Raw genomic sequence first — 15,902 nt, 5'->3', positions numbered from 1 at the left:
TAATTCCTGTCTACTTCGTATAGATGGTTAATAATCTTAACTTATGGATAATATACCAGATTTTCTTGCAAGCTTTAAAAAAACAAAAAACATTCACAAGCCAATCATACTCAGGTTAGATAGCCAGGCTGATAAAGCAACTTTTAAAAAGCTATTTGAGGATTCAAAAATAACATTTGTTTACGATGAAATTTATGGGCAGTTACAAGAGCTGATTAAGTGTTATAACCCATCTGTTAAAATTAAGCAGGATGAATACCCCAAACTTATTGATAAACATTTAGCCGGGAAAGATATCGGGGAATATGGCGTATGGGTTTATTATCCATGGAATCAGCGTTTGGTGCATTTGCTGGATAAGGAAGAGTTTATTGAAGTGCGTACAAATAGAAACCAATATAAAATAACCAAAGCTGAGCGGGATATACTAAGTACCAAGAGGGTTGGAATTATTGGGCTTTCTGTGGGGCAATCCATTGCTTTAACATTAGCAATGGAACGTGGGTTTGGTGAGTTGCGACTTGCTGATTTTGATGAATTAGAGTTGAGTAATTTAAATCGGATTCGTGCCGGGGTGCATAATTTAGGGGTTCCTAAAGTAGTAATAACAGCCCGGGAGATAGCTGAAATAGATCCTTTTCTGGATGTGACATGTTTTTTTGAAGGCCTGACAGAAAAGAATATGGACGATTTTTTTTTGAAAGATGGAAAGCTCGATATTTTGGTGGATGAATGCGATGGGCTTGATATGAAAATAATATCACGTTTTAAAGCAAGAGAGCTTAAAATACCGGTAGTTATGGATACCAGCGACCGTGGGATGCTGGATGTGGAAAGATTTGATCTGGAACCGTTAAGGCCTATATTGCACGGAACGGTTGATAATGTAGATACAGCAACGGTAAAAGGTTTAACTAATGAAGAAAAAATACCCATTGTTTTACAAATGCTGGGTATTGAAAACGTATCATTACGGATAAAAGCCTCTATGATAGAGGTGGAGCAAACCATTAACACATGGCCTCAGCTGGCAAGTTCTGTTGCATTAGGGGGGGCTGTGGGTGCTGATGCATGCCGGCGTATCCTGCTTAATCAGTTTCATGATTCGGGAAGATATTATGTTGACCTGGATGAAATTGTTGCCGATAGCATACCCGAGCCATTTATTTCGCAAGTGCCTGTTAATCCCTTCTCGCCGTTACAGGAAAATGACATGTATTTATTGGCACAAAGTTATAATCCGGAAGTTAAGCTCGGCGGGATTAGTATTGATAATGATTTGATACAAGAATTGGTTAAGGCCGCCTGTGCTGCTCCCTCAACGGGGAATGACCAGCCCTGGAAATGGCTGTATCATAACGAAACTTTATTTCTTTATCATGACGAATACCGTTCTTTTTCTTTCGGTGATTTTCAAAAAACAGCATCATTTATTTCATTTGGCGCAGCATATGAAAACCTGCATATTCATGCGCTTAGTAAGGGGATAGAAACTTTTTATGAGTTTTTACCCGGCCTAGATGAAAGATTGGTGGCGGCAATCCGTTTCAAAAAGATTGAAAATCAGGTAAATCCCCAATTAAATAATCTTGATGCCAGCATTTTTAAACGTCATACCAACAGAAACCCATCACCGAAAACAGAACTTTCTTCAACTGTTTTTGAGCAGTTGGCAATTATTACAGAATCGATTCCGGGGGCTGCGTTTCAATATTTCACAGATGAAAGCGTCATAAAAGAGTTAGGAGATATTATTGGTGCGTGTGATAGGGCTCGTCTATTAAACCCTGCCGGGCATAACGATTTTATTAATCATGAAATGCGATGGACATCTGAAGAGGCTTTAATCAAAAAAGATGGTATTGATGTAAAAACGCTTGGTTTCACTAATTCGCAACTGGCAGCTTTAAATATCATTAGGAATGAGGAAGTGATCAGAACCATTAACAAGCTTGAAGGCGGTTACGGCTTTGATTCGCTTTCGAAAAAAATAGTGAAAACAGCATCGGCACTGTGTATGATTACTTTGCCCGAATATAACCTGGAGAATTTTTTTGAAGGGGGGCGTGCAATGGAGCGTTTTTGGCTGCAGGCTACTAACCTTAACCTGGCAGTGCACCCGGTTATCTCTCCTTTTTATTTGTTTTCAAGAATATTACATGGTAACGGCGAAGGGTTAGATCCCAAAACTATTAAGGAGCTCACCGGCTTAAGAAAAAAATTTGATGAAATTGCCGAATTGGGGAATAACCGGGCTGAGGTATTCTTTACTAAGATTGCGATTGCAGAAGAACCTGTTTTAAAAGCCCATAGATTGCCATTGGAACAAGTATTAGTTTTTGATTAGCATTAAATTAATATATTTTAGTATTAAATTAGTTTTTTTAATATTAAACACAAACCTACATCAACCAATAGCGTGATTTACCATCCCGTGCCTGTTAATATGAAAAAAATTTATTTAAGTCTGATATTCTTTCAAATACTTTGTTTAACAAGAGGTTTTGCACAAAAAGCAATACTTTTTAAAGGCGATAATATAGTTATTGGTGAAAACGTGTCTGTATTGGAAGATGCTACAAGGCATCTCGATATACAATCAGTGCGTAAGGCCTCGGGGTTTGTACAGTCGCATACTCAGGTTCCTAATCTTCAGCTTAGTAATTCAGCTTTTTGGCTGCGGTTTATAATTAAGAATGAAACCTCCGAAACGAACCTTATTCTTAATCTTGAATATCCCACATTAGATTTATGCCAGTTTTATTATCCTGTTAATGGTGTTTTTTATAAAGAAACATTAAGCGACAATAATCCTTTTGCAAAAAGAAAATATAAACACCAGGATTTTCTTTTCGATGTTAAAATTCCAAAAGACAGCACAGCTACTTTTTATCTGAAGGTTGAAAGCAGCCAGCAAATGGTTTTACCATTAGTAATAGGTACACCGCAAAAAATAGCCGAATCAAAGCTTAGTCACGATTTGTTATGGGGCGGGCTTACAGGCGTGTTACTGGTTATGTTGGTTTATAATTGTTTTGTATTTATATCAACCAGGGATATCAGTTATTTATACTATGTTTCCTATACGTTATTAATAGGGCTTACTCAAACCTCATTATCGGGTTATACCTACCGGTTTATTTTCCCCAATTCTCCGGTTGTGTTTAACATGGGTATAGTTATTTTCCCCGCAATGGCCGGCATATCACTGGTGTTATTTGCCGAATCGTTTTTAGGCATAAAAAAAAGAATGCCTGTGATGAGCGGAGTACTTAAATTTATAATCTTATTGTATACTATAACAATTATTGTAAGGCTTCTTGGTTATGCACATATCAGCTATCGGATGATTGACATTAGTGCTTTATGCTTAACGGTTAGCGTGTATATTGTTATCATTAAGCTTTCATTAAATGGATATAGGCCTGCGAGGTTTTTCCTGTTAGCCTGGACATTGTTTTTAACAGGGATTATCTTATTTGTATTGCGTAATTTAGGAATATTACCCTATAATAATTTAACAAATTATACAATGCAGGCAGGCACTGCATTTGAAGTTACATTACTTTCTCTGGCACTTGCCGACAAGATAAATATTTTTAAAGCCGAGAAAGAAAGATCACAGGAAGAAACATTAAAAGCATTAAAGGAAAACGAACGGATTGTTAAAGAGCAAAACGTATTGTTGGAAACAAAGGTAAAAGAGCGAACCGTTGCGCTAAGTGCATCAAACCAGGAACTGAACAAAACTCTTGAAGATTTAAAGCAGGCGCAATCGCAATTAGTGGAATCAGAAAAAATGGCTTCATTAGGCCAGCTGACTGCAGGTATAGCCCATGAAATTAATAATCCCATAAACTTTGTTTCATCCAATATCAGACCCTTAAAACGGAATATTGATTTAGTGTTTGAGGCTATGGCGGTTATTGAAAATGTTGGCGTATCTAATTTGTCTGTGGCTGATAAAGAGAAACAGATCAGGGAATATAAGGAAGAGCTGGATTTTGATTATCTCACCATTGAAATTAACCATTTGATAAAAGGGATTAATGAGGGGGCCAGCAGAACAGCCGAAATAGTTAAAGGATTAAAGATTTTTTCGCGCCTGGATGAAGACGGATTGAAAAAAGCAGATATTAACGAGGGCCTGGAAGCAACCATGGTTATTGCAAATAATCTGCTAAAAAAAATAACAGTAACTAAGATTTATGGTGATTTACCTCTTGTAGAATGTTATCCAGGTAAGTTGAACCAGGTGTTTTTAAATATTATTTCAAATGCCATTTATGCAGTGCAGAAGCGTTTTGGCGAAAACGATGGTGGTGTAATAGTTATTACAACAACTTGTGATGAAGTCGATGTAATAATAAAGATAAAAGATAATGGAATCGGTATGGAACCTGAAGCACAAAAAAAGATATTTGAACCTTTTTTTACAACAAAAGATGTTGGAGAAGGAATGGGCTTAGGCATGTCAATTTCCTATAATACGGTAAAAAAACACAACGGGAAAATAATTGCGAACAGTTTGCCGGGAGAAGGGACAGAATTAGTTTTACAGATACCAATAATATTTAATTCTAAGTCAACATAAAGCTCAATTAATGGGTATAAAGGTTTAGCGATGTTTATTATAATGTAGTTTAAGTAATAGGAGCATTACAATTATGGGTATCAAATACTTAGCATAATGTCAGAAAAAATAAAAATACTATATATTGATGATGAGCAGGAAAATCTTGTAGGTTTTAAAGCATCGTTGAGAATTGAATATCAGATTTTTACAGCCGTAAATATACCACAAGCTTTAAATTATCTTAGTAATCATCCGGATATCAGAGTCGTTTTTTGCGACCAGCGGATGCCGGGGCAAAGCGGCGTTGAATTTTTTGAGGAAATACGAACAAGTTATCCATTACCTGTTCGTGTTTTATTAACCGCTTATACTGATATTGAATCAATAATTGATGCAATAAACAAGGGTAATATATTTCGATATGTAAAAAAGCCCTGGCTTGAAGCTGATATTATTTCGGCTATTGACGAAGCAAATAAGTTTTATATGGCTAATTCAATGCTTTCTGTTAAGAATGATGAATTGCAAAAGGCATATAATGAACTTAATAAGTTTGCATATAGCGTAAGTCATGATATCAGGGGGCCTATATCCGGAATTTTGGGCGCTATTAACGTAGCACGTGAAATTGATGATGTAGAAGAGATGAAAGAGATGTTGTTTCTGATGGAAAAATCACTCAAAAAATTGGATACTTACATTTTAAGTATGCATGATTATTATAGCTTACAAAGAGGAGAGCTAAAAATAAAAGAGATTGATTTTAATGACATTATTGATGAAATGAAGTCCATTTATATGGTGCTTTCAAAAATAAATAATATAAAGTTTAGTATAACCGTTAATCAGGACGAGGTTTTTAGAAGCGATAAAGTGCCGGTAAAGCTTATCTTGAATAACCTTTTATCCAACGCCTTTAAGTATCAGGATAAAGACAAAAATGATAAATCTGTTGAGGTAATTGTTGATGTGCATAAAAACGTTGCAACAATTTATGTAAAAGACACAGGTATAGGTATTTTAGGTAGCCATATAGGCGAGATATTCAATCTTTTTTATCGTGCAAATTCCCAGGAGGTTGGGTCGGGTTTTGGATTATATAACGTGAAAAGTGCATTAATGAAATTAAACGGGCAAATAGAAGTTAACTCTGTGATGCACGAGGGAACAACTTTTAAAGTAATCATTCCATCTATCTGATTAGTATGGCGTTATCATTTATAGTTATCGATGAAAGTGAGCTTGATTGCTTCATTGCCCGAAAGGTTATACAGCAGGTAGATAAGAACTTAATTGTCAATGTTTTTCAAAGTGCACAACTTGCATTGGACAGTATTCGTGAAAACCGTATAAGCAAGGGTTATATCACGATAATTTTGCTTGATATACAAATGCCCATAATGAACGGTTTTGAGTTTGTCGAAGAATTTGAAAAGCTCCCGGTTGAAATACGGAACAGATATAAAATATGTATTTTATCATGTACCAGAAATGCCAGTGACATTGCCAGGATCATGGCCTACGAAACTGTAATTAGTATGTTAGAGAAGCCACTTATTAAGGCAGATATATCTTTATTAATTACGCATTTAGCCCCGGATGTATAACAAAGATAATTAAGACTATGAAAGTAGTTTCTGCCTCAGCAAAAATTCTAATYGCTCATTTGACCCTGTAAGCTTTTCATTCATGTTTTTCAGATCAAGGAGTTCAAGGTACTTTTCATATGCGCGGTTTATAGTTAAATCCAACTCTTCTTCGTTCCATGGTTTATCAAGGTAATGATATATTTTACCTTTATTAATAGCATCTACCACCGCGCTCATGTCTGTATAACCTGTTAACAGAACTCTTATTGGGTCAGGAAATTTTTCTAATACTATCTCAAAAAATTCAACGCCGGTCATCTCGGGCATACGCTGATCACTAATAATAACGTGAACTTGCTTTGTTGATAAAATGGTTAAAGCCTCTTTGGCACTAACTGCAGTTAATACCTCATATTTCATTCGGAAAGTAGCCTTAAATGAAAAAAGATTATTTTCTTCATCGTCTACATAAAGTACCGTGATTTTATTAATTGCTGACATGTTGATATAATTAAAATACATCATATTAACGTATGTAAAGACAATGAAGTCTATACAACTATAGCTAATAGAGCTTATCTGATAGGTTTATACGGTATTTTAAAACTTAAGTTTTGCGTAATAAAATCCAAATGCTTTTTGTTCAAAGATTAATACCAGTAATAATAATTTTTGTTTTTTACCAGCAGTTTCCTGCCGGGTTACCCGCTTATTTCAGCAACTGCTGTGCCAGTATAAAATAAAAGTCTTCCGGCGGGTGAGATATTCATATTAATTGTTCGGTGTTAATGAAAGCTTTGCTTTTTAAAGGAGGTTTACTAAAACAATCAATTATTACTGTAATTTTGCAGCGAATTTAAAGGGCTAATTTGTTAGATGCGTTTTTTTGCCGGTAGCTTTATGATAATTTTATGGAGTTTTTCTGCTGCATTCGCTCAGCAGGATACAACCGCCGCAAGCGCTGATACTCCAACCTACAGGCATAGCAATGTCAGCGGTAATTCACTGCTCGATTCGGTGGCCAATGCTATGCAGGCGCGTAAACTTTTCGTCGCCGATTCTATCAATATGCGCTATATCCGCATACCCGATTCAACTACCCGTAGTGAATTTACTGATAGTTTATTTGCCCATGTTTTATATAAGAGTTACGGCTTTTTAGATATTCACTTAAAAAACAAGAGCAAGGTAAAGGATGGCCTTACGCGCTCATCGCGAGATCCCTGGGTTATTGTGTTAATTATAGGTATGTTATTGTATACTGCTATACTAAATATAGCGCTCAATAACGATGTAAACTTTGTGTTGCATTCGTTTTTTAGTAAACGCGTGTTTTCCCAGGCCGGTAAGGAAGATGGTGTGGTAAGTTCATGGGCCTTTTTGGGCCTTTTTTTGTTGTTCTGTTCAACATTTAGTTTATTTTTATACCAGCTTGCGGCATACAATGGAGTGTATTACGTAGTGAGTGGCAGCAGACTATTTGTTTCGCTTACCATAATTGTGATCGCTTTGTTTGCCTTAAAATTTATTGTGTTAAAGTTCCTTGGCTTTGTATTTGATATCAGTCGCCTGGTGAACGAATATTTGAATATATTACACCTTACTTATTTTAATATAGCATTTGTTTTTTTACCGGTTGTAATATGTTTTAGCTTGCTGGGTACTCAATACATACCTGTTTTGCTTGGCCTTACGCTCACCGTTGTCATCGTGATTTTTATATGGCAATACCTCAGGAGCAGCGTAAATATAATTTCTACTTTCAAATTTCATAAGTTTTATTTATTTACGTATCTTTGTGCCCTCGAAATTTGCCCTATTTTAATCTTAATAAAGGCATTGAATATTAAAATTTAGGTAGTTAAAAGAATTGACTTGGAAGATAGAAAGAAAAAGGTAAAAAGTATATTAGTTACTTTATCAAAGCCTGAGAATGACAAAAATCCGTACGCTGAGTTGGCTAAGAAGCTAAACCTGAAAATTGATTTCAGGTCATTTATTCATGTGGAAGGCGTGCCGGCCAAGGATTTCAGGAAGGAAAAAATTAATCTGGGTGATTTTACCGCAGTTATTTTTACCAGCCGTAACTCTGCCGATCATTTTTTCCGTATTTGCGAAGAGATGCGTTTTGAAGTGCCTGTAGAGATGAAGTATTTTTGTCTTTCAGAAACTATTGCGCTTTATCTGCAAAAATATATCCAATACCGTAAACGAAAAATATTTTTTGGTAAACAAACCGCTGCAGATCTGGCCGAAGTGTTAAAAAAACATGCTGCCGAAAAATTTCTTTACCCGTGCTCGGATGTAGCAGCCGAAGAAACACAGCGTTTCCTTCTTGAAAATGGTTATAACTTTACGCCAGCTGTGCTCTTCCGTACCGTTTGCAGCGATCTTTCCGATCTGGCCGAAGTGTTTTATGATGTTATAGCCTTCTTCAGTCCATCAAGCATACAGTCGTTGTACAAAAACTTTCCCGATTTTAAACAGAATAATACGCGTATAGCCGCCTTTGGGGCAACCACCCATAAAGCCGTGCTTGAAGCCGGATTGATCCTGGATATTCCGGCGCCAACTCCGGCTGCCCCATCCATGACAATGGCTATTGAGCAGTACTGTAAGCATGTAAATAAATAAAAAAGGAAATTTATTTAACCCAATTGCAACTTTTTTTGGGGTTACAGCGTATTAACGACATCTAATTTGCACAGGTGTAGTTAGGTAATTTATTGTTTTTTATACAATTATTTATGCTTTAAACGATGCTGAATGCATCTTAATGGGCTTTTTATTGCTTAAATTAAATGTTTTTTGGCATCGTAAAGCAAATTTGATATATTCGGGGGTCTAATAATGTTATATTTTTATGACTGAATTTTGATTTTAAAATGAAGCAGATATACTTTTTAATAGTTGTTTTAGCTGGTGGAATATTGAGCGGTTGCGGCGGTGGCGGTGACAGAGGTGAATTAACCGGCGTACCGCAAAGGTCATTTAAGGCCGAAGTGCCTTATGGAATGGTTTATATTCCGGGTGGCTCATTCATGATGGGTCAAACTGATCAGGATGTTACTTTTGGACAAATAGCGCAACTCAAACAGGTCACCGAAGCTCCCTTTTTTATGGATCAGACGGAGATCACCAACAGTCAGTACAAGAAGTTTGTATTTTGGGTGCGCGATTCAATTGCAATTACCAATTATGTTAATGATAATAAATATTACCTGCAGCCTAAAGGCGCCGCAGCTAATAACAGCGGTAAAAAATATATCAATTGGGCTTACGTAAAAAAGAACCCGGTTTGGAGCAACAAAAAAGGGCAGGCGGGTAACGCTTCAAAACTTCAGGGTATGTATTACCAGGGAGAAGATCGTGTGTTTGATCGTAATGAACTTGACGTGCGTATATTGAAATACAATTATGCATTAATGGTATTGCGCGATGCCGCCAACCACAGGAACGATCCTAAATCAAGACGCTCTGATTTTATTTTGCGCGATACTGTAAATGTTTATCCGGATACACTGGTTTGGCTTAGTGATTTTTCATACGCTGCCAATGAACCAATGGTTGAGGGATATTTTTCGCATCCTGCTTTCCGTAACTACCCGGTAGTGGGTGTAACCTGGAGACAGGCAAGGGCTTTCACCGTATGGCGTACCCGTTATAACGAAGCTTATAAAGATTCAAGACATTTGCCGCACCGCGCAGATTACAGGTTACCTACCGAGGCTGAGTTTGAATATGCAGCCCGTGGTGGCCGTATAGGTAATGATTACCCATGGGGTGGCCCTTATATTAAAAACGCTAAAGGATGTTTACTGGCCAATTTTAAACCAGGCCGCGGTAACTATACAGATGATGGCGGTGCATATACAGTAAACGTTCGTTCTTACTTCCCTAACGATTTTGGCTTATACAATATGGCTGGTAATGTGGCCGAATGGACATCATCAGCCTTTGATGAGTCGGCTTCAACATTTGTGCATGACCTTGCGCCAACATTCGCCGTTGAAGCAAAATCTTCTGACCCGGAAGTGCTTAAACGCAAAGTTGTGCGTGGTGGATCATGGAAAGATATCGGATACTTTCTTCAAAATGCAACCCGTACCTATGAGTATCAGGATACAGCGAAATCATATATCGGTTTCCGCTGTGTAACCAGCTACCTTGGCCGCGACATCAAAGACAAACGATAAACAATCAAATAAACAAAACATCAAACAAAGTTATTTCTGATTATTATGGCAGGAAAGAAAAAACCATTCGGGATAGGAAACATAATTTCAATCGGCGCAACCGTTGTTATCATCGGTTTGTTATTTAAAATACAACACTGGAAATACGCATCTGAATTTATTACCTTAGGTTTAAGTACCGAGGCTGTGCTTTTCTTTATATTGGGCTTACAGCGCGACGATAAAGATGTTGACTGGGTACGTGTTTACCCCGAACTTAATGAAGATTACCAGGGCGAACTGCCAAAATCATCATTTTCTGGCGCTATTGGTTCCGGATCAAATAGCACAGCTGCATTAGATAAAATGCTTGATGATGCCAAGATAGGTCCAGAATTGGTTCGTAGCCTGGGAGATGGCTTAAGAACTTTTGGCGATAAAGTAGCCGCTATATCAAGAGTTACCGATGCAGGCGAAGCTACAATTGCTTTTACAAGTAAAATAAAGGCAGCTACTGCAAGTTATGAAAATTTAAGCGTTTCGTTTGACAAGGCATCAGCAAATTTATCCGAACTGGCTAACTCAAATGTTGACGCAAAGGCATACCATGAGCAAATCAACAAGCTTGCTAAAAACCTGGGGTCATTAAACGCTGTTTATGAACTGGAATTACAGGATTCAAGCGCACATTTAAAATCAATGAACAAGTTTTACCAAAACCTGTCTTTAACCATGAATAATTTTAACGAATCGTTAGATGATTCAAAACAGTTTAAAGAAGAGGTTGGCCGTTTAGCAAAAAACCTTGGAGCGTTAAATGCTATATATGGTAATATGCTTACTGCTATGAACCAGCCACGTGTTAATTAATAATTAATAGATTTTTTACAAGCTAAGATTTATAATACATGGCCGGAGGTAAGGAAACCCCAAGACAGCGGATGATAGGTATTTTATACCTGGTGCTTTTAGGCTTAATTGCCCTGAATGTGCCTGAAAATTTGCTGGATGCTTTTAAGAATATTACCAGGAGTTTGGATGCATCAACAAAAAATGTAAACTCAAGCCTGCAAGCTACTTATAGTGCTTTTGATGCTAAAATAAAAGCCCAGCCCGACAAAGCTAAATATCTGAACTCGGCTAAAGAGGCAACTAAGATGGCCGGTGATTTGAACGGTTACATTGAAGAACTGAAAGCTGAATTGATAAAAGAAGGTGGAGGTATTAACCCCGAGATTGATGATGTTACTGCCAGAGACAATTTAGATATATCATCAGAGGTGATGATAAACGGAAAAAAAGCCGATGTTTTAAAAGAAAAAATTGAGGCAACAAGAGCCAAATTAATGCAATTACTGGGCAAGGATAGTGCAGGTGTTAATTTTTCTTTGAATGCCAATAACCCACCGGGGCGTCCTGGGGTGCAAAAGAAAACATGGCAAAATGCCTACTTTGGTGAAGGTATTCCATTAGGAGCTACTTTAACTACGCTGGCAAAAATACAGGCGGATACCAAGAATGCCGAGAACGAGGTTGTAAAAAAATTATTTAGTAAAGTAGACCAGGCAGAAGTTACCCTGAATGCGTTTAAAGCAGTTGTGGTAGCGCCAAGCAGCTATGTTTTGGCCGGCCAGCAATACAAGGCAGACATTTATTTAACTGCTTATGATTCACATTCAGATCCAACAATCACCATTGGTGGCTCAAGGGTACCAACAACCAACGGTGTCGGTACCTATACGGTAACAGCAGGCGGTGAAGGTTTGCATACGGTAAACGGAGAATTGTCAGTAAAATCTGTTGATGGAGGTGCGCCTAAAACATATCCTGTTTCTGCAACTTATATGGTTGCAAAACCATCCGCGGTAGTATCTCCTGATAAAATGAATGTATTGTATATAGGTGTGCCTAACCCCGTTACAGTATCGGCCCCAGGTGTGCCTACTGCAAGTATAGGTGCAAACATAAGCGGTGGCTCACTTAGTGGCTCAGGCGGGCATTATATTGCTTCGGTAAGCTCGATAGGTAAAGCCCGTATTACAGTTACCGGAGAAAAAGGTATGGTATTAGGTACAACGGAGTTCCGTATTAAACGGATCCCCGATCCTAAGGCACAGTTTGCCGGTAAAAGCGGTGGCAGTACCGGTTCGGCAAATATTCGTGCCCAGGACAGGTTATTTGCCCAGTTAGATGGTTTTGATTTTGATGCTAAATTTAACGTAACGCATTTTACGCTGTTGGTTGTAAAACCGCGCCAGGATGCCATTATATTATCGGGAAGCGGAGGCGAACTTACGGGTGCTATGCATTCAGCTTTAAATACTGTAACTCCCGGAACTACTGTTATATTTAAGGATATTGTTGCAGTAGGTCCCGATAGGTCACCGCGATCACTTGATCCAATTGTATTATCCGCAAATTAAACGCGTATGAAAAAGAGAATTTTGGTAGTTGTACTTTGTTTTGCCTGTATTGCTTCTTACGGGCAAACAAAAAAACGCGCAAAACGCGCTCCGGCAAAAAAGCCGGTAACTACACAGCCGGTACAGCAGCAACCCAATAGTGTGGTAAGCCAGGCGGCGCCGCCGGTTGATACAACCAAAAAAACGCCAATGAAACCTTTTGAAAGGCCGCTTGATGGCTATTTCAAGAAAAATAACATTTTGAGTGCCAGGGTAACACCTTATCCTAACCTTCGCGAAAGTGATGTTGCTTTTGCAAAAAGGGTATGGCGCGAAATTGATGTTCGTGATAAAATGAATACTTATCTGGCATCGCCAAAACGCCGTTTGATAGATGTTTTACTGGATGCTATAGCCGCTGGTGAATTAACTGCATATGATCCAACTCCAGGTAAAAAGGATGACCCTAACGGCGATAGCTTTATGACGCCACTAAATTCTGGCCAGGCTCGCGGACGCCTATCATCCGATAGCAGTGTGGTTGAAAAACGGGATAAGGATAATAACGTAATATCATCAACAATGGTAGCCGGTGAATTTAACCCGGATAGCGTTGTCAAGTTCCGTATTAAAGAAGACTGGGTTTTTGACAGGCAGCGCTCTATATTTGAACCACGTATTATTGGTATTGCCCCGCTCATTAAACCAAAAGGGGTAGGTATTGCCGGTGATATGGTTGATTATCAGCCTGCTTTTTGGATCTATTTCCCTGAAGCACGCCCTATACTGGCAACTAAAGAAGTAGTGAGCCGTAACAACGATGCAACTGGCTTAAGCTTTGATGATGTTTTTATGAAACGCATATTTGCAAGTTACATTGTTAAGGAAAGTAACGATAAAGACGAACGTATTAAAGATTATGCCCAGGGTATAGATAAGCTTTATGAATCGGAGCGGGTAAAGAAAAATCTGATGGACTGGGAGCTTAATCTTTGGCAATACTAATATTTAAGTCAAAATTCAAAATTAAAAAGTCAAAACTAATATGGTTTTGACTTTTACGTTTATGACTACGAATGACTTTTTTGCAATTAAACCTTTTGTCATGCTGAACGGAGTGAAGCATCTATTATTCGCTATGCTTCGTCGCCCTGTACAGTCTGCGAATAGATCCTTCACTCTGTTCAGGATGGCAAATTTTTTAAAACGTCATTCGCCCTTCAGAGTTCCCTTCACCAAAGTTAATCTGCAGATCAATTTTCCTTTTCCTCTCTGTTAAAATACCCCAATATCGCCTTCGCCTGTTTTAAATTGACAACCTCAAGCAACAACTCTTCGTTGGCTTCGCGGACCTTTTTAACAGATTTGAAGTATTTCAGAAGCTTTTCGGCGGTGGTTTTGCCAATGCCGTCTATCAACTCTAATTCGGTAGCCAGGGTTCCCTTATCACGGATTTTACGGTGGAAGGTGATGCCAAAGCGGTGTGCCTCATCGCGCAGGTGCTGAATCACTTTAAGCGTTTCTGATTTTTTATCCAGGTACATGGGGTACTGATCGTTGGGGTAGTATAATTCCTCCAACCTTTTGGCAATACCTATAACCGTTACCTGCTTATCAATACCCAGTAGTTTTAAACTGTGCATAGCCGATGATAGCTGACCTTTACCGCCATCAATGATGATGAGTTGGGGTAGTTCTGTACCTTCATCAAGCATGCGCCTGTAGCGGCGGTGCACGGCCTCTTCCATGGTAGCAAAATCATTAGGGCCTTCTACTGTTTTTACATGGAAGTGGCGGTAATCCTTTTTAAATGGCTTTCCATCCCTGAATACCACAATTGCCGATACCGGGTATTTACCCTGGAAATTTGAGTTATCAAAGCACTCGATATGGCGGGGCAGCTGGTTCATACGCAGATCTTTCATCATTTGCGTAAGCAAACGTTCGGTGCGGATCTCGGGGTTCAGTTTTTCGTACTGATCTATCTTTTCCTTCTTAAAGAATTGTACATTCTTTTGCGACAGATCAAGCAGTTTCTTTTTTTCGCCCAGTTTGGGTACGGTAAACTTAATGGATGATTCTTGCAGGTCGATATCAAATGGCACAATTACCTCTTTCGAGTTACTGTTGTAACGGCTCCTAAACTCAATGATGGCCAGCGTTAATAGTTCTTCATCGCTTTCATCCAGCCGTTTTTTAAGCTCGATGGTTTGGGTTTGGATGATGGTACCGTTCATCACCTTTAAGTAGTTCACAAAGGCAAGTTTTTCTTCGGATGCGATGTTGAATACATCCACATCGGTAATAGATGAATTTACAATGGTTGATTTACTCTGGTAGTTTTCCAGTAAATCAAACTTGCGTTTAAGGCGATGGGCCAGCTCGTAATTATATTCGGCAACGGCTGCTTCCATTTCGCCTTTAAGGCGGCGTAATATTGCCCCGATCTTGCCGTTCAGAATATCCGTTATCTCTCCTATACTGTTGTCGTAATCATCTTCCGTCTGGTAGTTTTGGCAGGGGCCTTTGCAGTTGCCCAACTGATATTCTAAACAAACTTTAAACTTTCCTTTGTCGATATTTTCGCGGGTAAGCGCCAGGTTGCAGGTGCGCAGTGGATATGTTTCCTTAATCAGCCCCAGGATATTATGCATCATGCTGACGGATGCATAGGGCCCCAGGTATTTCGATCCGTCCTTAACAATACGCCTGGTCCAGAAGATGCGGGGAAAGCTCTCGTTTTTGATAATGATCCAGGGATAAGTTTTATCATCCTTAAGCATTACATTATACCGTGGCTGGTGCTTTTTGATCAGGCTGTTTTCCAGCAGCCATGCATCCACCTCGGTATCAACTATGGTAAACGTTATACCGCGTATTTTAGATACCAATACCTTTGTCTTGGCATTTATGTAGGCATCCTTATTAAAATATGATCCTACGCGGTTGCGTAGGTCCTTAGCCTTACCAATGTAGATCAGTTCTTTCTCACTATCCCAGTATTGGTAAATCCCCGGTTTATGAGGTATATTTTTTAATGCTTCCCTGTAATCGAATTTTTCCATTGCCGTTCATTGGTTCATTAGTTCATTAGTTCATTAATCTGCTTTGAGATACTGAACAATGGGCGATACGCTAATGGTGTACTAATTCATTGATC

At 38.6% G+C, this 15,902-nt stretch carries 12 protein-coding genes; 10 read left to right on the top strand and 2 right to left on the bottom strand.

Annotated elements, in window-relative coordinates; translation table 11 throughout:
- Positions 1 to 43 precede the first annotated feature (43 nt).
- The 4 genes from AC1DO4_RS08050 (at position 44) to AC1DO4_RS08035 (ending at position 6,183) form a co-directional block, all read left to right on the top strand.
- Positions 44 to 2,347 carry an Rv1355c family protein gene (locus tag AC1DO4_RS08050; RefSeq protein WP_477414631.1) on the top strand — a complete coding sequence of 768 codons (2,304 nt, stop codon included), beginning with the start codon at positions 44 to 46 and terminating at the stop codon, positions 2,345 to 2,347.
- A 99-nt stretch (positions 2,348 to 2,446) separates the two neighbouring features.
- The gene (locus tag AC1DO4_RS08045) at positions 2,447 to 4,594 is read left to right on the top strand and encodes a sensor histidine kinase (protein WP_477414629.1); all 2,148 of its coding nucleotides are present in this window, start codon (positions 2,447 to 2,449) and stop codon (positions 4,592 to 4,594) included.
- Positions 4,595 to 4,690: 96 nt separating this feature from the next.
- On the top strand, positions 4,691 to 5,776 hold the full coding sequence (locus AC1DO4_RS08040; protein WP_477414627.1) for a hybrid sensor histidine kinase/response regulator: 1,086 nt from the start codon (positions 4,691 to 4,693) through the stop codon (positions 5,774 to 5,776).
- Positions 5,777 to 5,781: 5 nt separating this feature from the next.
- Positions 5,782 to 6,183, top strand: coding sequence for a response regulator (locus AC1DO4_RS08035; RefSeq protein WP_477414625.1), 402 nt, complete (start codon positions 5,782 to 5,784; stop codon positions 6,181 to 6,183).
- Between the two features lie 15 nt (positions 6,184 to 6,198).
- Here AC1DO4_RS08035 and AC1DO4_RS08030 read toward each other — a convergent pair whose 3' ends face one another.
- Entirely contained in the window at positions 6,199 to 6,666 is a 468-nt protein-coding gene (locus AC1DO4_RS08030; protein WP_477414623.1) for a response regulator, read from the bottom strand.
- Positions 6,667 to 7,041: 375 nt separating this feature from the next.
- Here AC1DO4_RS08030 and AC1DO4_RS08025 point away from each other — a divergent pair, with 375 nt between their 5' ends.
- The 6 genes from AC1DO4_RS08025 (at position 7,042) to porN (ending at position 13,747) form a co-directional block, all read left to right on the top strand.
- Positions 7,042 to 8,022 (top strand): DUF4271 domain-containing protein, encoded by a 981-nt coding sequence (locus AC1DO4_RS08025; protein WP_477414621.1) that lies wholly within the window; start codon positions 7,042 to 7,044, stop codon positions 8,020 to 8,022.
- 12 nt (positions 8,023 to 8,034) lie between these two features.
- Positions 8,035 to 8,799 (top strand): uroporphyrinogen-III synthase, encoded by a 765-nt coding sequence (locus AC1DO4_RS08020; RefSeq protein WP_477407087.1) that lies wholly within the window; start codon positions 8,035 to 8,037, stop codon positions 8,797 to 8,799.
- Between the two features lie 251 nt (positions 8,800 to 9,050).
- Positions 9,051 to 10,361 (top strand): T9SS ring complex lipoprotein PorK/GldK, encoded by a 1,311-nt coding sequence (gene porK, locus AC1DO4_RS08015; protein ID WP_477414619.1) that lies wholly within the window; start codon positions 9,051 to 9,053, stop codon positions 10,359 to 10,361.
- A 45-nt stretch (positions 10,362 to 10,406) separates the two neighbouring features.
- Positions 10,407 to 11,210: a type IX secretion system motor protein PorL/GldL gene (gene porL / locus AC1DO4_RS08010; protein WP_477414617.1), complete on the top strand. Its 804-nt coding sequence runs from the start codon at positions 10,407 to 10,409 to the stop codon at positions 11,208 to 11,210.
- Between the two features lie 38 nt (positions 11,211 to 11,248).
- The gene (gene porM, locus AC1DO4_RS08005; protein WP_477414615.1) at positions 11,249 to 12,763 is read left to right on the top strand and encodes a type IX secretion system motor protein PorM/GldM; all 1,515 of its coding nucleotides are present in this window, start codon (positions 11,249 to 11,251) and stop codon (positions 12,761 to 12,763) included.
- A 6-nt stretch (positions 12,764 to 12,769) separates the two neighbouring features.
- Complete coding sequence (porN, locus tag AC1DO4_RS08000) at positions 12,770 to 13,747, top strand: type IX secretion system ring subunit PorN/GldN (protein ID WP_477414613.1); 978 nt, start codon at positions 12,770 to 12,772, stop codon at positions 13,745 to 13,747.
- 248 nt (positions 13,748 to 13,995) lie between these two features.
- Here porN and uvrC read toward each other — a convergent pair whose 3' ends face one another.
- Positions 13,996 to 15,807, bottom strand: coding sequence for an excinuclease ABC subunit UvrC (uvrC, locus tag AC1DO4_RS07995; protein WP_477414611.1), 1,812 nt, complete (start codon positions 15,805 to 15,807; stop codon positions 13,996 to 13,998).
- Positions 15,808 to 15,902 lie beyond the last annotated feature (95 nt).

It is taken from the genome of Mucilaginibacter sp. P5_A6, assembly GCF_056400585.1.
The sequence above is the reverse complement of the archived record's forward strand: the minus strand, read 5'-3'. Positions and strand labels throughout refer to the sequence as shown.